Below are 17349 nucleotides of genomic sequence, written 5' to 3'. Positions count from 1 at the left end.
ACATGCGGGTGTATTACGATCGCGACGCCGACCTGAACCTGATCAAGGGCAAGAAGGTCGCCATCGTCGGCTACGGCAGCCAGGGCCACGCCCACGCGCTCAACCTGCGCGATTCGGGCGTGAAGGACATCGTCATCGCCCTGCGCGAGGGCTCCGCTACGGCCAAGAAGGCCGAGCACGAGGGTTTCAAGGTCCTGTCGGTCGCCGAGGCCGCCAAGTGGGCCGACGTGGTGATGATGCTCACCCCTGACGAGCTGCAGGGCGACATCTACCGCGAGTCCCTCGAGGGCAACATGAAGCAGGGCGCCGCGCTCCTGTTCGCCCACGGCCTCAACGTCCACTTCAACCTGATCGAGCCGCGCAAGGACCTCGACGTTCTGATGGTCGCCCCGAAGGGCCCGGGCCACACCGTGCGCTCCGAGTACCTGCGCGGCGGCGGCGTGCCGACCCTGATCGCCATCGCGCAGGACGCCTCCGGAAACGCCCACGACCTCGGCCTGTCGTACGCCTCGGCCAATGGCGGCGGCCGCGCCGGCATCATCGAGACGACCTTCAAGGAGGAGTGTGAGACTGACCTGTTCGGCGAGCAGGCCGTGCTGTGCGGCGGCCTCGTCGAGCTGATCAAGGCCGGCTTCGAGACCCTGGTCGAGGCGGGCTACGCCCCCGAGATGGCCTATTTCGAGTGCCTCCACGAGGTGAAGCTGATCGTCGACCTCATCTACGAGGGCGGCATCGCCAACATGAACTACTCGATCTCCAACACGGCCGAGTACGGCGAGTACGTCACCGGCCCGCGGATCGTCACGCCCGAGACCAAGGCCGAGATGAAGCGTGTGCTGAACGACATCCAGTCGGGCACCTTCACCCGCAACTGGATGCTGGAGAACAAGGTCAACCAGACCTCGTTCAAGGCGACCCGCGCCAAGCTCGCCGCCCACCCGATCGAGGAGGTCGGCGCCAAGCTCCGCGGCATGATGCCGTGGATCTCCGAGAAGGCGCTGGTCGACAAGACCCGCAACTGATCGCTTCGGATCGCGTGGCCGGGCTCTGCTCGGCCGCGCTTGAGGGCCGGTCGCGCGAAGGCGTGGCCGGCCCTGCGCGTTCCGGGTTGTCCGGCACCGGAAATCCCGGCCATAAGCCCGGCAGCGGTCTCGCCTGCATGAGGACCGGCAAACGGAGAGGACACCCATGGCATCGCTCTATTCCGACGCGCACCGGGCGCTGCAGGAGGAGTTCGGCACCACCAAGCTCGCCGTGCGCCTCGACGAGGACTGGGTCCACGAGAGCGTCCAGCCGGACGAGGCCGCCTTCATCGGCTCCCGCGACATGTTCTTCCTCTCGACCGTCGACCCGGACGGCATGCCGACCGTCTCCTACAAGGGTGGCCCCACGGGCTTCGTGAAGGTGCTCGACGCCAGCACGCTGGTGTTCCCGGGCTTCGATGGCAATGGCATGTTCTACTCGATGGGCAACATCGAGGGTCAGGCCAAGGTCGGCCTGCTGTTCATCGACTTCGAGACGCCGCACCGCATCCGCGTGCAGGGCCACGCGACGCTGCTGCGCGACGACGCCCTCATGGCCGAGTACACCGAGGCCAAGTACCTCGTGAAGGTCGCGGTCACCAAGATCTGGATCAACTGCCCGCGCTACATCCACAAGTACCAGAAGCTCGAGCAGAACAAGTACGTGCCGCGGCCCGGCCGCGAGACCCCGCTCGCCGCCTGGAAGCGCCTCGACCTCGCCGGCGACGTGATCAGCGACGCCGACAAGGCCCGCGTCGCCCAGGAGGGCAAACTCGAGGTCTCCGAGTACGAGGCGCTGATGGCCCGCGGCGAGGCCTGAGCCGCTACCGTGCCCGCGCCACGATGAAGACCCGCGGGAAGGCCAGCAGGCGCCGCCCATCGCTGCGCGGCGGGTAGGCGGCCTCGATCTCGGCGGTGTAGGCCGCCAGGAAACCGGCCCGCTCCTCGGCATCGAGCGGGTCGAGGAAGGGCCGGAGCCCCGTGGCGCTCACCCACTCCACGATGGCGGCGGCATCCGCCATCCGGTGGTGATAGGCGGTGCGCCAGACATCGACCTCGGCGGCGTGCGGCGCCAGCAGGTCGTAGTAGGCCGCGGGCTCCAGCATCCGCCCGAGGCGGCCGGCCACGGCCGGATCGCCGATCGCCGCCGCCCAGGATCCGACCCCGGCCACCTCGCGCATCAGGCGATGGGTGGGCTCGGCGAGGTTGTCGGGCATCTGCACGGCGAGCACGCCGTCCGGCGCGAGAAGACCGAACAGCCGCGGCAGCAGGCTCGCGTGGTCCGGCAGCCATTGCAGCACGGCGTTGGCGTAGATCAGGTCCGGCGCGCGCTCCGGAATCCAGGTCGCGGCATCGGCCAGCGCGAAGGCGAGGCCCGGGAGCCGGGCGCGGGCGCTCTCCAGCATGGCGGGCGAGGTGTCGAGGCCGATCACCTCGGCGTCGGGGAAGCGTGCCGCGATCAGCGCGGTGGAATTGCCCGGCCCGCAGCCGAGATCGACGGCCAGAAGCGGTGCGTCGAGGGGCACGCGGGCGAGGAGCTCGGCGGCGGGGCGGGTCCGCTCGTCCTCGAAGCGGGTGTAGAGGGCGGGGTTCCAGTCGGCCATGGCAGCCCTCCGTCCGGTCCGTTCAGCAGCCGAGCTGTTCGGCGAGATCTGCGAGGTCCCGCGCCGCATAGGTAACCGGCACCGTCGGCGCGGTCTCGCCACCGGCCGGCCCGTGCTCCTGCGGGCGAGCGATATGGGCGGTGGACAGCCCATGGCTTGCCGCCGCCGCCAGATCGTTGGAATGAGCTGCGACCATCATCGTCTCGTCCGCCGCGAAGCCGAAGGCCGCGACGGCGTCGCGGTAGAGCGCCGGCTTCGGCTTGTAGTCGCGGGAATAGCCGGCGCCGAGCACCGCGTCGAAGTTCAGGCCGTTGCGGCGAGCGAGGTCGGCCATCAGCCGGACATGCCCGTTCGAGTTCGGCGCCAGGAGGTGCTTCGCCCGCAGCCGCCGCAGCGCGTCCGGCACCTCGGGCCAGGCGTCGAGCCGGTGCCACGCCTGAACCAGTTCGCTCTGGACGTCCTCCGGCACGCCCGCGATGCCGAACTGTGCCAGCACGTCCGGCAGGGACTCGGCCTGGAGCGTGTCGAGGTCGACGAAGGGCCGAGCGCCGGAGCGCACCGTCTCCATCGACGGGTTGTAGCGGGCCCGCCACGCATCCGCGAAGGCACCGGCATCAAGGCCCGGCGCGAGGGGCGCGAGCAGCCGCGCCGCCTCGCGGGCGACGCCGGAGCGCCAGTCGACGAGCGTCCCGAAGACGTCGAAGACGAGCGCGCGGACGGTCACCGCACCGCCTGAAGGCTCGGACCGCGCCGAACGAAGCCGACGATGTCCTTGACCGCGTCCAGCGTCTGCGCCGCGATGGTCTCGGCCCGGGCAGAGCCATCGGCCAGCACGGCGTCGATATGGCCGGGATCGGCCGTGAGGCGGCGCATCTCCCCGGCGATCGGCGCGAGGCTCGTCACCGCGAGGTCGGCGAGCGCCGGCTTGAAGGCCGAGAATTGCGCCCCGCCGTAATCGCGCAGCACCTCTTCGCGGGTGATGCCGGCGAGCGCGGCGTAAATCCCCACGAGGTTGTCGGCCTCGGGCCGCTCCTTCAGTCCCGCCACCTCGGAGGGCAGGGGCTCCGGATCGGTCTTCGCCCGGCGGATCTTCTGGGCGATGGCGTCCGCATCGTCCGTGAGATTGATGCGGGAATTGTCGGACGGGTCCGACTTCGACATCTTCTTGGTGCCGTCGCGCAACGACATGACCCGGGCGGCCGGGCCGCCGATCAGCGGCTCGGTGATCGGGAAGAACGCGTCGCCGTGGCCGTGCGCCGCGATCGAGCCGGCGAAGTCGGTGTTAAACTTCTGGGCGATGTCCCGGGTCAGCTCCAGGTGCTGCTTCTGGTCCTCGCCGACGGGGACATGCGTCGCCCGGTAGGCCAGGATGTCGGCGGCCATCAGCACCGGGTAATCGTAGAGGCCGATCGAGGCGTTCTCCCGGTCCTTGCCGGCCTTCTCCTTGAACTGGGTCATGCGGTTCAGCCAGCCGAGGCGGGCGACGCAGTTGAACACCCAGGCGAGCTCGGCGTGCTGCGGCACCTGGCTCTGGTTGAACACGATCGAGCGCTTCGGATCGATGCCGGCGGCGAGGAACGCGGCCGTGACCTCGCGGATCTGGCCGCGCAGGGCCTCCGGGTCCTGCCAGACGGTGATCGCGTGCAGGTCGACGACGCAATAGAGGCATTGCGCGTCGCGTTCCTGCATCTCCACGAAGCGTTTCACCGCCCCGAGGTAATTGCCGAGATGCAGGTTGCCGGTGGGCTGGACGCCCGAGAAGACCAATTCGGTGAACGCGGCCATCGGCGCCGATCCTGAGCAAGGTAAGACCGGGGCTCCGCGCCGTCCGGGCGCGGGGTTACTCGCACCCGTAGGCCGGAATGGTCAAGGACGCGCTCACGGCTCCCGCACGGGCAGCTTCGCGCTCGGGCAGAGGTCGACCAGGACGCAGCGCCCGCAGGCCGGGCGATGATGATGGCAGACCTTCTGGCCGTGCAGCATCAGGATCTCGTGATTGTCGTAGAGATCCTGCGCGCTCCAGTCGGCGGGGAGCTGCGCCCGCAGGATCGGGTGCGACGGGCCGACATCGACCTTCTTGCCGATGAGCCCGAGACGCTGCGCCACCCGGTGATGGTGGCTGTCCACCGGCAGGGCCGGCATCCGCAGGGTGGAGAAGGACAGGACCGCCGCGCTGGTCTTGGGGCCGACGCCCGGGATCGCCTGCAGCCACGCCCGCGCCGCCTCGACCTCCATGTCGGCCAGGAAGGCAAGGTCGAGGGTGCCGCACCGATCGCGCAGGGCGCGAAGCACGTCGCGGATGCGCGGCGCCTTGAGCTCCGGCCAGGTCACGCCCGCGATGGCGGCCTCGATCTCCGGCACGTCCGCGTCGATCACCGAGTCCCAGGCCGGGAAGCGCGCCCGGAGGGCCTTGAAGGCCCGGCCGGATTCGGCGTTGCGCGTCCGATGCGACAGCAGCGATGAGACGAGTTCGCTGACCGGATCCAGGCTGTGGAAGTACGGGATCGGGCAGCCGTAGACCGGGCAGAGCCGGGCATGGACGGTGAGCGCCTTCTCGGCGAGGGCCGGATCCGTGGCGGCGGGGGCCGTCTTGCGGCGTGGGTGCGGGACGGTCCCGGTTCTGAGGTCGGCGGCGGGCATGTCGGGCGAATCCGCGAGCCGACGCCTGTGTTCCTGCCGGGGCGGGACAGCGGCGATCTGTCCGCCGCGTCGGGTTCGCACGCCGGAGAGGCTGCGCCGCTCGCGCGTCTCCGGTGGAGTGCGCGGCCGACGGCAGCGTGCGACCTGCCCCCTCCCCCGGGCGGGAGAGGGGACCCGCTCTCGATCCCGAAGCGGTCGCCGCCGTCGAGTGCGACGCCGCAGGCCCGCGCCGGATGGTCGCCGCCTACTTCACCAGGGCGTAGATGTTCACGTCGAGGTTGTCGTCGGTGCTGTCCTTCAGGTCGGTGGCGTATTCCTCGACGAACCGGTCCTGCACCACGATGTCTTTGGCATCGAGATAGGCGGTCAGCGTCTCGTAGGTGCTGTCGATCGACTCGTAGGAGCCCTTGTGGGCGAAGCGCAGCGCCTTGCCGGAAGGCGTCGTGCCGAAGCGCAGCCCGTCGGTCTCGGCTGGCGCTGGGCTCGGCGCGGCCGAGACCGGGATCATCGCCTCGAACTCGAAGCCGTCATCGTCGGTGCGGGTGAAGACCGCCAGCGGCCGGCCGGCCGGCGCGACGCCGAGCTTGGCGAGGTCGGCCTCGATCCGCGTGAAGGCCTGCTTCAGGTTCGGCAAGGCCTCTTCCCACTTGGTCTTGCCGGACAGGATCGCGGCGGGCTTGGCCGGCAGGGTGACCTCATCGACGTCCCCAGGATCGCCGGCCTTCTCGATCAGCGTCGGGCGGGCGGGTGTTCCTGCCGGCGCTCCCACCGCGGACTGGCCCGCCGGCGGGGGCGCCACCGATTGCTGGGGGGCCGGGGCCGCGCTCTTGCCCGGATCGGCCACCGGGTTCGGCGCCGTCGTCGTCGGCAGCGGGTTCGTCTGGGCCGGCGCGGGCGCCGTGGACGGCGGCGGCGCGGGCTGCTGTTGCGCGGCGATCGGGCCGCCGGACGCGAGCACGAGAGCGGCCGAGAGGGCGACGAGCGGACGAAGGCGGATCACGGTGGGCGCTCCGGTCGAGGCCCGTGGATGATCGCGCGGGCTCCCGCCGCGTAACCTAGTGGCGAACGGGACGGCCCGCGAGGGCGCCGCGGACGAGAGCCGCGGGTGCGGCGCATCTGCCACGCCGCAGCACCCCTCGCGCCGGGCTGCCGCTTTTGCGATATAGCCGGCCCCTCCCTTGAGTTGCGGGACCGCATGAGCGCACTCGCCCATAGACGCTTCCTGAAGATGCACGGCGCCGGCAACGCGATCGTGGTGCTGGACCTGCGCGGATCCTCCGCGACGGTGCGCCCGGAGGAGGCGCGGGCGATCGCGCAGGATCCCGGCTCGGCCTTCGACCAGCTCATGGTCCTGCACGATCCCGTGAGCCCGGGCACGGACGCGTTCATGCGGATCTACAACACCGACGGCTCGGAATCGGGCGCCTGCGGCAATGGTACCCGCTGCGTCGCCTATGCGATGCTCGACGACCCGGCCATGGCCCGGCCGGCCGAGGGCGGTCGGCTCATCCTGGAGACCGAAGCGGGCCTGCTGGGGGTGCGCCGCGTCTCGGAGCGGGCCTTCACGGTCGATATGGGCCGGCCGCGGCTCGCCTGGGACGAGATCCCCCTGTCGGAGCCGTTCCCCGACACGCGCCGGATCGAGCTGCAGATCGGCCCGATCGACGATCCGATCCTGCACTCGCCGAGCGTCGTGAACATGGGCAACCCGCACGCGGTGTTCTTCGTGGAGCAGGATCCGGACAGCTTCGACCTCGCCCGGATCGGCCCGATGCTGGAGAACCACCCGCTCTTCCCGGAGCGCGCCAACATCTCGGTGGCGCAGGTGACGAGCCGCGAGACGATCAAGCTCCGCGTCTGGGAGCGGGGGGCGGGGCTGACGCTCGCCTGCGGCACCGCCGCCTGCGCCACCGTGGTGGCCGCCTCGCGGCTGCGGATGATCGGCCGGCAGGCCAGCGTCGCGCTGCCGGGCGGCGAGCTGTTCGTCGAGTGGCGGGCCGACGACCACGTCCTGATGACCGGCCCGGTCGCGCTCGTCGCCGAGGGGACCCTGGCGCCGGAGCTGTTCGACAGCGCGGCCTGATGGCGGTCGAGACCCTCACCTTCGGCTGCCGCCTCAACACCGTCGAGTCCGAGGCGCTGCGGGCCCACGCGGCGGCAGACGGGCGCGACCGCGTGGTGGTGAACACCTGCGCGGTGACCACCGAGGCCGGGCGGCAGGCCCGCAAGGCGATCCGGCGCATCGCCCGGGAGCGGCCCGGTGCCGAGATCGTCGTCACCGGCTGCGGCGCCGAGGTCGAGACGGAGGCCTACGCGGCCATGCCTGAGGTCGCGCGGCTCGTCGGCAACGCCGAGAAGCTGCGGCCGGAGGGCTGGTCGGCGGCCGCGACGGGGCCGGGTGCCGTGATGGCGGCGCGGGCGGCGGAGCCGACGCGGATCGAGGCCGTGGCCGGGCATACCCGCGCCTTCGTGCCCGTGCAGAATGGCTGCGACCACCGCTGCACCTTCTGCGTGATCCCGTTCGGGCGGGGAGTCTCCCGCTCGGTGCCGCCCTCCGATGTGATCGCGCAGATCGAGACCATCGTGGCGCATGGCGGGCGCGAGGTGGTCCTCACCGGTGTCGACCTCACGGCCTATGGCCGGGATCTCGCGGGACCGTTCCTGTCCCTGGGCGGCTTGGTGCGCTCGATCCTCCGGGCGGTGCCCGACCTCGCGCGCCTGCGCCTCTCCTCGATCGATTCCGTCGAGGCGGACGACGCCCTGCTCGGGGCGATCGCCGAGGAGGAGCGGCTGATGCCGCACCTGCACCTGTCGCTGCAGGCCGGCGACGACCTGATCCTCAAGCGCATGAAGCGCCGGCACCTGCGCGCCGATGCGATCCGCTTCTGCGAGACGGTGCGGCGTCTGCGGCCCGACATGGTGTTCGGCGCCGACCTGATCGCGGGCTTCCCGACGGAGACGGAGGCGCAGTTCGCCCGCTCCCTCGACCTCGTGGCGGAATGCGGCCTGACGCACCTGCACGTCTTCCCCTATTCCCCGCGCCCCGGGACGCCCGCGGCACGCATGCCGCCGGTGGCCCCCGAGGCGATCGGTGCGCGGGCCGCGCGGCTGCGGGCGGCCGGCGGCGACGCCCTGCACCGGCACCTCGACGCACAAATCGGGCGGCGCCTCACGGTGCTGGCGGAGCGCGGCGGCATCGGGCGGAGCGCGGATTTCACCGCGGTGCGGCTCCCGGACGCGGTCGAGGCGGGGACGTTCCACGACGTCGCCATCGCCGGCCACGACGGCGCGCGGCTCATCGGCGCCTAGCGCGCCTGCGGCTCACACCCCCATCGCGGCGACGGCCTCGGCGATGTGCGGCGGCGGCAGTGCCGTCACGGTGATCGCCACCCGCTTCGGGTAGAGCGGGATCGACAAGGTCCGCGCGTGGAGGTGCAGCGCACTCCCGCGGGGCGCCCCGCCGTAGATCGCGTCGCCCAGGATCGGCCAGCCGGAGGCGGCGCAATGGACCCGGAGCTGGTGGGTGCGGCCCGTGACCGGCTTCAGCTCCAGCCAGGTCCGCCCCACGGCGCGGCCCAGCACCCGCCAATGCGTCAGCGACGGGTCGCCCGCGGGATCGGCCTTCATCCACCACGAGCGCGGATCGTCCGAGCGGCGGGCGAGCGGCAGGTCGATCCGGCCGGCCTCCTCGGTCGGGCCGCCCTCCACGAGGGCCCAGTAGGTCTTGTCGACGGCGCTGCCGGAAAACAGCTTGCCGAGCCGCGCCAGCGCCTTGGCGTGGCGGCCGAGCGCCAGGCAGCCGGAGGTGTCGCGGTCGAGCCGGTGCGCGGCCTCGGGCCGCCGGGGCAGGCCGAAGCGGAGGGCGTCGAGGTGGTCGGTGAGCGTCTCGCCGCCGCGGGGGCCCGGATGGACCGGCAAACCCGCCGGCTTGTCGATGACGAGCAGCAGGGCATCGCGGTAGAGCAGGCGCGCGCCTATGTCGAAGGCGTTGGACATCCGGATCGGCTAGAGGGTCGGTGTCGGCGGGGCAAGGTGGGGCGAGGACGCGAATTCATGGCGAGCGAGGAGAAGCCCGGCTGGTTCGGACGCCTGTTCGGGCGCAAAGGCCAGAGTGCCGCCGACGAGAAGCCCGAGGCCGAGCTGCCCGCGGAGGCGGCCTCGCCGTCCGAGGGGCAGCCCGATTTCGCCACCGGCGCTGAGGATGTCGAGCAGGTCCCGCTGCCGCCCGAGGACAACGCGGAGCCCGTCGCCGACGTCGTCGAGGGGGCGGATCTGCTGCCCATCGAGGGCGAGCCCGAGCGTCCGCCGGCCGGCACCGCCGGCGACGATCCCGCGCACGGAGCCGATCCGGTCGATACCGGGACGGAGAACCGGGCGCCGGTGGTCGAGCCGGTTGCCGACATCCAGCCCGACATCCAGCCCGACATCCAGCCGATCGACAGCGCCGCGGCGCTCGCCCACGACGCGGGGGCCGGGCCGGACCGCGAGCCGGAGGCCAAGGGTTGGTGGAGCCGCCTCACCTCAGGGATGAAGCGGACCTCGTCGGCCCTGTCTGACCGCGTCACCGGCCTGTTCACCAAGCGCAAGCTCGACGCCACCACCCTGGAGGATCTGGAGGACGCGCTGATCCAGGCCGATTTCGGCCTGGAGACCGCCATGCGGGTCTCGGAGGCCGTCGGCAAGGGCCGCTATGAGAAGGGCATCTCGCCCGATGAGGTGCGGGCGATTTTGGCGAGTGAGGTCGAGCGGGCGCTTGAGCCCGTGGCGGTGCCCCTCGCCATCGATGCCACCAGGAAGCCGTTCGTGATCCTGACGGTCGGCGTGAACGGCGCCGGCAAGACCACGACGCTCGGCAAGCTCGCCTCGAAGCTGCGCGCGGAGGGCCGCACCGTGATGCTGGCGGCGGGCGACACGTTCCGGGCGGCGGCGATCGACCAGCTTAAGGTCTGGGGCGCGCGCACCGGCACGCCGGTGGTGAGCGGCGCGCAGGGCGCGGACGCGGCGGGCCTCGCCTTCGACGCCCTCAAGCAGGCCTCCGCCGCCGGGACCGACGTGCTGCTGATCGACACCGCCGGCCGGCTCCAGAACAAGGCCGGCCTGATGGCGGAGCTGGAGAAGATCGTCCGCGTCTTGCGCAAGCAGGACCCGGAGGCGCCGCACGCCACGCTCCTCGTCCTCGACGCCACGGTCGGCCAGAACGCGCTCAGCCAGGTGGAGCTGTTCTCGCAGGCCGCGCCGGTCTCGGGGCTGGTGATGACCAAGCTCGACGGCACCGCCCGGGGCGGCATCCTGGTCGCGCTGGCGGCGAAGTTCGGTCTGCCGGTCCATTTCATCGGCGTCGGCGAGGGCGTGGAGGATCTGGAGCCCTTCGCGGCCCGCGACTTCGCCCGTGCGATCGCCGGGCTCGAGAAGGATTAGCGCGGCCGCCCGCTGATCTTCGGTGCGCGATGTCATGGACATCGCGCGCTTCGCGTTCCACACCCCCCGGCAGATCCCGTTCGGCGCTCCCAGCCAATTGTGAGCGCCGCAACCGAGCCAATCGAGCGTATGCAGATCGAATCCGTCCCCCCCCACCGCCACCTGCCGCCGCTCGTGAAGCTGGCGCTGGAACTCGGGCCGCTGGTGCTGTTCTTCCTCGGCAACGCCTATTCGGAGAAGTTCGGCGTCGCCCCGGACCAGAAGCTGTTCGTGGCCACGGGCGTGTTCATCGCGGCGACCGTGGTGGCGCTGGCGATCCACTACGTGATGGTGCGCCGCCTGCCGATCATGCCCCTCGTGTCGGGTGTCGTCGTGGTGGTGTTCGGCGGCCTCACGCTGCTCCTGCAGGACAAGACCTTCATCATGGTCAAGCCGACCATCGTGAATGCGCTGTTCGGGACGGTGCTGCTCGGCGGCCTCGCCTTCGGGCGCTCGCTGCTGTCGGTGGTGCTCGACTCGATGTTCAGCCTCACCGAGGAGGGCTGGCGCAAGCTCACCTTCCGCTGGGGCGTGTTCTTCTTCGTCCTGGCCGCTCTCAACGAGGTGGTGTGGCGGACGCAGACGGAGGATTTCTGGGTCAATTTCAAGGTGTTCGGCATCATGCCGATCACCGTGCTGTTCGCCCTGGCGCAGACGCCGCTCCTCACGCGCTACGAGCGCAAGCGCCCGCAGCCGGAGGCGTAGCGGCGGCCGCGCCGCTCCCGGGCCGCTACTGCGCCGCCGCCACCTTTCCGGCGGCGCGGATCCGCGCGAGGACGCTCGAAAAATTCTCCGGCGTGAGGATGCCGACCAGCTTGTCGCGGATCACGCCGTCCGGCCCGATGATGAAGGTCTCGGGCACGCCGTAGACGCCGAAATCGATCGCCGCCCGGCCGCCGGCATCGGCGCCCACCGCACTGAACGGCACGCCGTGCCGGGTCAGGAAGCGCTGGCCGGCTTCGGGGCTCGGCTCCTTGTAGTCGATGCCGACGAGCCGGATGCCCGGCTCCTTCGCCAGCCGCATCAGCATCGGGTGCTCCACCTGGCAGGGCGCGCACCACGAGGCGAAGACGTTGAGCACCGTGATCTGGCCCTTCAGATCCGCGCTCGACAGGCCGGGCACGGGCGCGCCGCCGGCATTCAGCCCCGGCACGGCGGGCAGAGCGAAGTGCGGGACCGGCTTGCCGATCATGGCGGAGGGCAGGGCGGCCGGGTCGGCGCCGGAGCGCAGGCGCAGGAACAGCACGGCGGCGAGCGCCGCGAAGGCGAGCGCCGGCGCGATCAGCAGCAGCGAGCGGCGCACCGGCGGCGGCCGCCCGGTCGCTTCGTCGAGGGGCATGGTCATCGCCGGTCCTCGCCGAAACCCTTCAGGGCGCGCAGCTGCGTCCGGCGATCGCGCAGGGCATTGCCGACGAGGCCGACCATGACCAAGGCGGTGAACGCGTAGGCGGCGAGGATGAAGCCGCCATGAGACCCGAGATCCATCGCGGCCCCCTTAGACCGGTTGACTGACCGGCAGGGCGGCCGGTGTCGGAGTGAGCCGCGGCTGGGCGCGGTCGAGGCGTTCGGCCTCGCGGATCGTCAGCGTCCGAACGCGGCGGCGCATGATCTCGGTGCGCATCGCGTAGAGATGCAGCGTGCTCCCGCCCAGAGTCGCGGCGGCGATCATGATCAGCAGCGGGTAGAGCATCGAGGGATCGATGGTCGACCCGCCCATGCGCAGGATCGAGGCCGGCTGGTGCAGGGTCGACCACCAGTTCACCGAGAACTTGATGATCGGCAGGTTCACGGCACCGACCAGCGTCAGGATCGCCACCGCACGGGCGGCTCGGTTCGGATCTTCCAGGGTCCGCCACAGGGCGATGATGCCGCAATAGATCAGCAGCAGGATCAGCATGGAGGTCAGTCGCGCGTCCCAGACCCAGTAGGTGCCCCACATCGGCTTGCCCCAGAGGGAGCCAGTCACGAGGCAGATCAGCGTGAAGGCGGCCCCGATCGGCGCCGCCGCCCGCTGGGCGACGTCGGCGAGCGGGTGGCGCCAGACCAGGGTGCCGATCGCCGACAGGCTCATCGCGCCGTAGAAGAACACGCCGAGCCAGGCTGCGGGGACGTGGATGTACATGATCCGCACGGTCTCGCCCTGCTGGTAGTCGGGCGGCACCACGAAGAAGGTCTGGTACAGGCCCAGGGCCAGGACGGCGAGCGAGAGGGCCGTGAGCCACGGCACCAGCATTCCCGACCACCGCATGAAGTGGCTGGGATTCGACAGGCGGGTCCAGAGGGATGGCGTCATCGCGGCAGCTGTCTCGGACATCGTGGAGGCGGTCTAGCCTAGGGTGCGGTGCAGCAACAATGCGGGCCCTCGGCGCAGTCTGCGGAACCGCCGAGATGTGGTCACGCGCTGGGCCGGTTCGAGTCTGGGCGGTCGGCCGGCGGCGAAGGCGGCTGGAGAGGCGCCGGACGTGGATGTGCCGCTTTGCTGCGTCCCCGCAGGGCCGTACCGGGAAGCAGCCCGTCATTCCGGGGCGCCGCAGACGAGCCCGCAATCCAGAGGCGACGACGGTGCAGGATCTCGGAGACGCGGCGCGGCCGCGGGATGACGGCGGGAAGTCGCGGGCCACAGCGCGTGTCGCGCCGCCTGCACCTTGACAATCTTCCTATTTTGTGCTTCCTAGCCGCACCTGCCCACGGCACTTCGGGAGCGATCCCGCGGCGTCCGTCATGGGGCCCGTCCGGTGGCTGACCGGGCGGGTCCGTGGGTTAGGGCGGTGCCCGCGTCGGTGGCTCTCAGCCGCCATCGCCCCGGGCGGCGAACCGGTACGGGGCGTGTCTCGGTGGCGGGCGTGAGACCGGGCGGCGCTTTTGCCCGGCGGGTGCGGAAATGCCCCCGCGCCGACCCGCTTCTGGGCTGACCCTGAGCGACCTGCGGACCCGCCCACGACGAGGCGGGACGGCTGGAAGGCCACGGCGCTGATAGCGGGTTCCGGAGGTGCGTGCGCCTCGCAGAGACCGCTTGGCAGGCAGGCGCAGGTCCGGGGCGTCGAAAGACACCGCGACGAGAAAGACGGCACCGGCCGGGGACCACGCCCGGTCGATGCCGCGGGCGCCGCGGGGATCGGATCCCGCGCGTTGACTGGCCGACACAGGGTTCCCGCGGCGTCCCGCGTCCCTCGTGATCTCCCGGGCCATGCCCCCGGCGCCAACGGCGCGCGGGGACGATGACGCGTGAAATGCGCCGCACGTTTCGACCCCAAAGCCTTGCGCATCGCGGGAGGATCACGCATATAGGAGTGAACAAAAAGAGAACAAAAGAGCGCCGCCTGAGAAAGCTGTGGACGACGCTCCCACCCCGCCGGAACGAGCCCCGCATGCGAACCGCCGACAAGCAGATCGCCGACATCCTCGTCCGCTACGGCGAGCCCTTCGGGGGCAACGTCTGGCGTGTTCAGGGGACGGCCGTCATCTACCACAAGACTCTGGAGCGCATCGCCGCGCAGGCCGGCATCGTCTTCGAGCCCCCGACGGTCATCCGGGCCGAGCGCGACGAGGCCGTGATCCTGGTGACCGGTCGCTTGCCCGGCGCGAAGCCCGGCACCGAGCGGGTCGAGTGGTCGATGGGCGAGGCGCTGGTCAACGTGAACTACCGCGTCTCGGGCAAGCAGGCGGCCTACGTCTACGCCATGGCCGAGAAGCGCGGGAAGGACCGCGTCATCCTCAAGCTGATCGAATTGCACGGTCTGGTCTACTCGGAGGAGGAGGCCGACGAGTTCCGCGCCCACCAGATCCCGGTCCGCGCCGTCGACGAGGATTTCGAGGAGGCGCCCGCTTTCGACGAGGTCACCGAGGCCGAGGGCGACCTCAAGCGCCGCATCGACGGGGCCGAGACGATCAACGCGGTGACCGACCTGATGCTGGACGGCGCCACCCAGGCCGTCCTGGCCACGATGCCGTCCGGTACCCGGGACGAGGTGCGCGACTACGCCAAGGCGCGTCTCGTCGCGCTCGGCTGGCCGAAGCGTTCCGGCCGCCGCAGCGCCGCCTGATCCCGTTTTCACCCCCACCGAAGGAGACCGCCATGCATCGCGCGACGAGCCGCCGCACCATGAAGGCCCGCCGGGATTCCCACCACGGCTGGAGCATCGAGACGCTGTCCTACAGCCCGACGCGGATCGTCCGCCTCGGTGCCGAGAAGGTCGCGATCCTGTTTCCGCCGGTCGAGCCCGGCGCAGCCTGGCAGCTCTACCCGCATCCCGATACGTTCCCGGGCCTCAATTTCGAGGGCCTGCCCGAGCCGCTGCGCCCGGAATTCCTCGCCTTCCCGGACCTTCCGGAGGTCGAGCGGTTCCTCGGCATCCGCGACGCCGCGCCCACCGCCCTCGCGGCGTGAGTCTGTCTGTCAGGGCGCCGGCCAGGGCGCGCCGCGATGGAGCGCTTCGGCCTCGGGCGTGAAGCTGCCGTCGGGACCATGCAGGACGAGGGGCGGCCGCAGGCTCAAGGCGGCGCGGCTGCCCCGGATCGCCGCGATCAGGACGCGGATCGCGGGCGCGTCGCCGCGGGGATGGACCGGGCGGACCGCCAGCCCGCCATAGCGGCCCGCGAGAGCGGCGAGGCAGGCGGGAAGCGCGTCCGCCCGATGGATCAGGCCGAGCCTTCCGCCGGGCCGCAGGATCGCCGTGCAGGCGCGGATCCAGGTCTCCAGATCGCCGCCCGCGAACGTGTGGGCGGCGGCGCGGCCCGGATCCGGCGAGGCGCGGTGCCTTTCGGCGGCGAAGAACGGTGGGTTGGTGAGCACGACATCGAAACTGTCGGGCAGCAGACCGGCGGCGCGGCGTTCCGTCGCGGGCGCCAGAACGTCGGCGACCAGAACCTGTGCCGCAATGCCGTTGAGGGACGCGTTGGCGCGGGCCTGCTCGGCGAGGATCGGGTCGCGCTCGACCAGTGTCGGCTGCAGGCCCGGGGTCAGGGCGGCGCAGGCGAGGCCGACGGCGCCGGTCGCGGCGCCGACATCGCAGAGCCGATCCCCGGCCTGCGGGACCAGCAGCCGGGCGAGCAACACGGCATCGGTCCCGGCCCGATGCGCACCGCGGGGCGGCTGGCTCAGCCTCAGCCGGCCGCCGAGGAAAGCGTCGGCCTCCGCGGTCACGGCTGGCGCAACTCGTGGGCGATGCCGGCATCCGTGAGCAGGCGGCGCGCCTGGGTCTCGTGGTCGCGCGGCACCATCAGGCGCTGGCCGAACACGCCGATCGATCCTTCCATCAGGCTCATGTGGCTGTCAGCCACGAGGACCGGGATCTCGGCCGCTTCGAGGATCGATCGGGCGAACCCGATCAGCACGACATCGTTAGCCCGGATCAGCTCGATCATCGCAGGTTCGCTCCGAAACGGGCGGGGATCGGCGGTTTCGCCGCGTGAGATCCGCGCTGTCGGCACCCCATATCCAGCCGGCGACGATGTTGCGGCGCCGCGGGGCGCGTGCGAAGGGATCGCCCGCCCCCTGAGGGGCGACCGATCTGGAGGTCACGGATCTTGGGTATGGCCCTCTCCATCGAGAATCCGAAGCCCGAGGCGGAGGCGGGGCTCAACGACCTCGTCGCGCTGGTGGCCGACGGCATGGCGCGGGTCAACACCACGATCCTGTCGCGGACGGGATCGGACGTGGCGATGATCCCCGAGGTCGCCAACCACCTGATCGCCTCCGGCGGCAAGCGCCTGCGCCCGATCCTGACTCTCGCCTGCGCCCAGCTCTGCGGCTATGCCGACGCCACCGACGGGGACGTGAAGCTCGCCGCCAGCGTCGAGTTCATGCACACCGCAACGCTCCTCCACGACGACGTGGTCGACGAGAGCGACATGCGCCGCGGCCGGGTCGCTGCCCGGATCAAGTGGGGCAACGAGGCCTCGGTGCTGGTCGGCGACTTCCTGCTCGGCCAGGCGTTCCGGATGATGGTCGAGGTCGGCTCCCTGCGGGCGCTCGACATCCTCTCGGCCGCCGCCACGGTGATCGCCGAGGGCGAGGTGATGCAGCTCACCAACGCCAAGAATCTGGAGACCGACGAGGCCGCCTATCTGGCGGTGATCCGCGGCAAGACCGCCGAGCTGTTCGCCGCCGCCTGCGAGGTCGGGCCGGTGCTGGCGGGTCGTCCGGCGGCCGAGCAGGCGGCCGCCCGGTCCTACGGGATGAATCTCGGCATCGCCTTCCAGCTGATCGACGACGTGCTCGATTACGGCGGCACCTCGGCGGAGCTCGGCAAGAACGTCGGCGACGATTTCCGCGAAGGCAAGATCACCCTGCCGATCGTGCTGGCCTATCGCCGCGCCAGCGAGGGCGAGCGCGGCTTCTGGCGGCGCACCCTGCAACAGGGCGAGATCGGTGCGGACGACTTGGAGACGGCCCTCGACCTCCTGCAGCGCCACGGCGCCCTGGAGGAGACCGTGGCCCGCGCCCACCATTACGGCGCCGAGGCCCGGGCCGCCCTCGAGATCTTCCCGGATGGACCGGTCAAGACCGCGCTGATCGGAGCCGTCGAGTTCTGCGTGGCCCGGGCGCGCTGAGGGCGGGGCCTCACGGCGCCCGCGTCGGCAGCCATCACGTCCCGCCATCGTACCGGCAGCTCGCTTCGGGCGCA

Annotated in this window: 20 protein-coding genes; 9 read left to right on the top strand and 11 right to left on the bottom strand. The window is 71.3% G+C overall.

Going from position 1 to position 17349, the window contains the following annotated elements; all coding sequences use genetic code 11:
* Positions 1-2 precede the first annotated feature (2 nt).
* On the top strand, positions 3-1022 hold the full coding sequence (ilvC, locus tag CIW48_RS15170) for a ketol-acid reductoisomerase (RefSeq protein ID WP_012322218.1): 1020 nt from the start codon (positions 3-5) through the stop codon (positions 1020-1022).
* 166 nt (positions 1023-1188) lie between these two features.
* Positions 1189-1842: a pyridoxamine 5'-phosphate oxidase family protein gene (locus tag CIW48_RS15165; RefSeq protein ID WP_149311515.1), complete on the top strand. Its 654-nt coding sequence runs from the start codon at positions 1189-1191 to the stop codon at positions 1840-1842.
* A gap of 4 nt (positions 1843-1846) precedes the next feature.
* Here CIW48_RS15165 and tam read toward each other — a convergent pair whose 3' ends face one another.
* The 5 genes from tam to CIW48_RS15140 all read right to left on the bottom strand — a co-directional run bounded on the left by tam (position 1847) and on the right by CIW48_RS15140 (position 6266).
* The gene (gene tam, locus CIW48_RS15160; RefSeq protein WP_149311514.1) at positions 1847-2626 is read right to left on the bottom strand and encodes a trans-aconitate 2-methyltransferase; all 780 of its coding nucleotides are present in this window, start codon (positions 2624-2626) and stop codon (positions 1847-1849) included.
* 22 nt (positions 2627-2648) lie between these two features.
* The gene (locus CIW48_RS15155) at positions 2649-3350 is read right to left on the bottom strand and encodes a haloacid dehalogenase type II (protein WP_149311513.1); all 702 of its coding nucleotides are present in this window, start codon (positions 3348-3350) and stop codon (positions 2649-2651) included.
* Positions 3347-4411 (bottom strand): tryptophan--tRNA ligase, encoded by a 1065-nt coding sequence (gene trpS, locus CIW48_RS15150; protein ID WP_149311512.1) that lies wholly within the window; start codon positions 4409-4411, stop codon positions 3347-3349. Before trpS ends, CIW48_RS15155 begins: the two co-directional genes overlap by 4 nt.
* Positions 4412-4504: 93 nt before the next feature.
* Positions 4505-5266, bottom strand: coding sequence for a Fe-S cluster assembly protein HesB (locus CIW48_RS15145; protein ID WP_149311511.1), 762 nt, complete (start codon positions 5264-5266; stop codon positions 4505-4507).
* A gap of 244 nt (positions 5267-5510) precedes the next feature.
* Positions 5511-6266, bottom strand: coding sequence for a GyrI-like domain-containing protein (locus CIW48_RS15140; RefSeq protein WP_149311510.1), 756 nt, complete (start codon positions 6264-6266; stop codon positions 5511-5513).
* A gap of 195 nt (positions 6267-6461) precedes the next feature.
* On the opposite strand from CIW48_RS15140, the gene dapF reads away from it, so the two are divergent.
* Both dapF and mtaB read left to right on the top strand, forming a co-directional pair.
* A complete protein-coding gene (dapF, locus tag CIW48_RS15135) occupies positions 6462-7349 on the top strand; it encodes a diaminopimelate epimerase (protein WP_149311509.1) in 888 nt (295 codons plus the stop codon).
* Positions 7349-8575, top strand: coding sequence for a tRNA (N(6)-L-threonylcarbamoyladenosine(37)-C(2))-methylthiotransferase MtaB (gene mtaB, locus CIW48_RS15130; protein ID WP_149311508.1), 1227 nt, complete (start codon positions 7349-7351; stop codon positions 8573-8575). The genes dapF and mtaB overlap by 1 nt, the downstream gene beginning before the upstream one ends.
* Positions 8576-8587: 12 nt before the next feature.
* Here mtaB and CIW48_RS15125 read toward each other — a convergent pair whose 3' ends face one another.
* Complete coding sequence (locus CIW48_RS15125) at positions 8588-9262, bottom strand: RNA pseudouridine synthase (RefSeq protein WP_149311507.1); 675 nt, start codon at positions 9260-9262, stop codon at positions 8588-8590.
* Positions 9263-9319: 57 nt separating this feature from the next.
* Here CIW48_RS15125 and ftsY point away from each other — a divergent pair, with 57 nt between their 5' ends.
* The gene (gene ftsY / locus CIW48_RS15120; RefSeq protein ID WP_149311506.1) at positions 9320-10684 is read left to right on the top strand and encodes a signal recognition particle-docking protein FtsY; all 1365 of its coding nucleotides are present in this window, start codon (positions 9320-9322) and stop codon (positions 10682-10684) included.
* A 129-nt stretch (positions 10685-10813) separates the two neighbouring features.
* Complete coding sequence (locus tag CIW48_RS15115) at positions 10814-11428, top strand: septation protein A (protein ID WP_149311505.1); 615 nt, start codon at positions 10814-10816, stop codon at positions 11426-11428.
* Positions 11429-11453: 25 nt separating this feature from the next.
* On the opposite strand, the gene CIW48_RS15110 is transcribed toward CIW48_RS15115, so the two are convergent.
* The 3 genes from CIW48_RS15110 to CIW48_RS15100 are packed head-to-tail and all read right to left on the bottom strand — an operon-like array spanning position 11454 to position 13016.
* On the bottom strand, positions 11454-12068 hold the full coding sequence (locus tag CIW48_RS15110; RefSeq protein WP_091789147.1) for a DsbE family thiol:disulfide interchange protein: 615 nt from the start codon (positions 12066-12068) through the stop codon (positions 11454-11456).
* A complete protein-coding gene (gene ccmD / locus CIW48_RS15105) occupies positions 12065-12208 on the bottom strand; it encodes a heme exporter protein CcmD (RefSeq protein ID WP_149311504.1) in 144 nt (47 codons plus the stop codon). Before ccmD ends, CIW48_RS15110 begins: the two co-directional genes overlap by 4 nt.
* Before the next feature lie 10 nt (positions 12209-12218).
* Positions 12219-13016, bottom strand: coding sequence for a heme ABC transporter permease (locus CIW48_RS15100; protein ID WP_149311548.1), 798 nt, complete (start codon positions 13014-13016; stop codon positions 12219-12221).
* 1075 nt (positions 13017-14091) lie between these two features.
* On the opposite strand from CIW48_RS15100, the gene CIW48_RS15095 reads away from it, so the two are divergent.
* Positions 14092-14766, top strand: coding sequence for a trna delta -isopentenylpyrophosphate transferase (locus CIW48_RS15095; protein WP_091787553.1), 675 nt, complete (start codon positions 14092-14094; stop codon positions 14764-14766).
* Between the two features lie 32 nt (positions 14767-14798).
* Complete coding sequence (locus CIW48_RS15090; RefSeq protein ID WP_091787555.1) at positions 14799-15110, top strand: hypothetical protein; 312 nt, start codon at positions 14799-14801, stop codon at positions 15108-15110.
* Positions 15111-15119: 9 nt separating this feature from the next.
* Here CIW48_RS15090 and CIW48_RS15085 read toward each other — a convergent pair whose 3' ends face one another.
* Together CIW48_RS15085 and CIW48_RS15080 are read right to left on the bottom strand one after the other, a co-directional pair.
* Positions 15120-15866: a methyltransferase gene (locus CIW48_RS15085; RefSeq protein WP_149311503.1), complete on the bottom strand. Its 747-nt coding sequence runs from the start codon at positions 15864-15866 to the stop codon at positions 15120-15122.
* Positions 15863-16087 carry a DUF2007 domain-containing protein gene (locus CIW48_RS15080; RefSeq protein ID WP_149311502.1) on the bottom strand — a complete coding sequence of 75 codons (225 nt, stop codon included), beginning with the start codon at positions 16085-16087 and terminating at the stop codon, positions 15863-15865. Before CIW48_RS15080 ends, CIW48_RS15085 begins: the two co-directional genes overlap by 4 nt.
* 168 nt (positions 16088-16255) lie before the next feature.
* On the opposite strand from CIW48_RS15080, the gene CIW48_RS15075 reads away from it, so the two are divergent.
* Positions 16256-17275: a polyprenyl synthetase family protein gene (locus CIW48_RS15075; protein ID WP_149311501.1), complete on the top strand. Its 1020-nt coding sequence runs from the start codon at positions 16256-16258 to the stop codon at positions 17273-17275.
* Positions 17276-17349 lie beyond the last annotated feature (74 nt).

Origin of the sequence: Methylobacterium sp. P1-11, from assembly GCF_008329595.1 — a bacterium.
In the GTDB taxonomy this organism is placed as follows: Bacteria; Pseudomonadota; Alphaproteobacteria; order Rhizobiales; family Beijerinckiaceae; genus Methylobacterium.
Note: the sequence above shows the minus strand (reverse complement) of the source record. Positions and strands in the feature narration are given on the sequence as shown.

Excerpts from the sequence above, each read along its gene's own strand:
- ilvC (WP_012322218.1), top strand. The coding sequence starts at position 3 with ATGCGGGTGTATTACGATCGCGACGCCGACCTGAACCTGATCAAGGGC.
- CIW48_RS15165 (WP_149311515.1), top strand. The coding sequence starts at position 1,189 with ATGGCATCGCTCTATTCCGACGCGCACCGGGCGCTGCAGGAGGAGTTC.
- tam (WP_149311514.1), bottom strand. The coding sequence starts at position 2,626 with ATGGCCGACTGGAACCCCGCCCTCTACACCCGCTTCGAGGACGAGCGG.
- trpS (WP_149311512.1), bottom strand. The coding sequence starts at position 4,411 with ATGGCCGCGTTCACCGAATTGGTCTTCTCGGGCGTCCAGCCCACCGGC.
- CIW48_RS15145 (WP_149311511.1), bottom strand. The coding sequence starts at position 5,266 with ATGCCCGCCGCCGACCTCAGAACCGGGACCGTCCCGCACCCACGCCGC.
- dapF (WP_149311509.1), top strand. The coding sequence starts at position 6,462 with ATGAGCGCACTCGCCCATAGACGCTTCCTGAAGATGCACGGCGCCGGC.
- mtaB (WP_149311508.1), top strand. The coding sequence starts at position 7,349 with ATGGCGGTCGAGACCCTCACCTTCGGCTGCCGCCTCAACACCGTCGAG.
- CIW48_RS15125 (WP_149311507.1), bottom strand. The coding sequence starts at position 9,262 with ATGTCCAACGCCTTCGACATAGGCGCGCGCCTGCTCTACCGCGATGCC.
- ftsY (WP_149311506.1), top strand. The coding sequence starts at position 9,320 with ATGGCGAGCGAGGAGAAGCCCGGCTGGTTCGGACGCCTGTTCGGGCGC.
- CIW48_RS15115 (WP_149311505.1), top strand. The coding sequence starts at position 10,814 with ATGCAGATCGAATCCGTCCCCCCCCACCGCCACCTGCCGCCGCTCGTG.
- CIW48_RS15110 (WP_091789147.1), bottom strand. The coding sequence starts at position 12,068 with ATGACCATGCCCCTCGACGAAGCGACCGGGCGGCCGCCGCCGGTGCGC.
- ccmD (WP_149311504.1), bottom strand. The coding sequence starts at position 12,208 with ATGGATCTCGGGTCTCATGGCGGCTTCATCCTCGCCGCCTACGCGTTC.
- CIW48_RS15100 (WP_149311548.1), bottom strand. The coding sequence starts at position 13,016 with ATGACGCCATCCCTCTGGACCCGCCTGTCGAATCCCAGCCACTTCATG.
- CIW48_RS15095 (WP_091787553.1), top strand. The coding sequence starts at position 14,092 with ATGCGAACCGCCGACAAGCAGATCGCCGACATCCTCGTCCGCTACGGC.
- CIW48_RS15090 (WP_091787555.1), top strand. The coding sequence starts at position 14,799 with ATGCATCGCGCGACGAGCCGCCGCACCATGAAGGCCCGCCGGGATTCC.
- CIW48_RS15080 (WP_149311502.1), bottom strand. The coding sequence starts at position 16,087 with ATGATCGAGCTGATCCGGGCTAACGATGTCGTGCTGATCGGGTTCGCC.
- CIW48_RS15075 (WP_149311501.1), top strand. The coding sequence starts at position 16,256 with ATGGCCCTCTCCATCGAGAATCCGAAGCCCGAGGCGGAGGCGGGGCTC.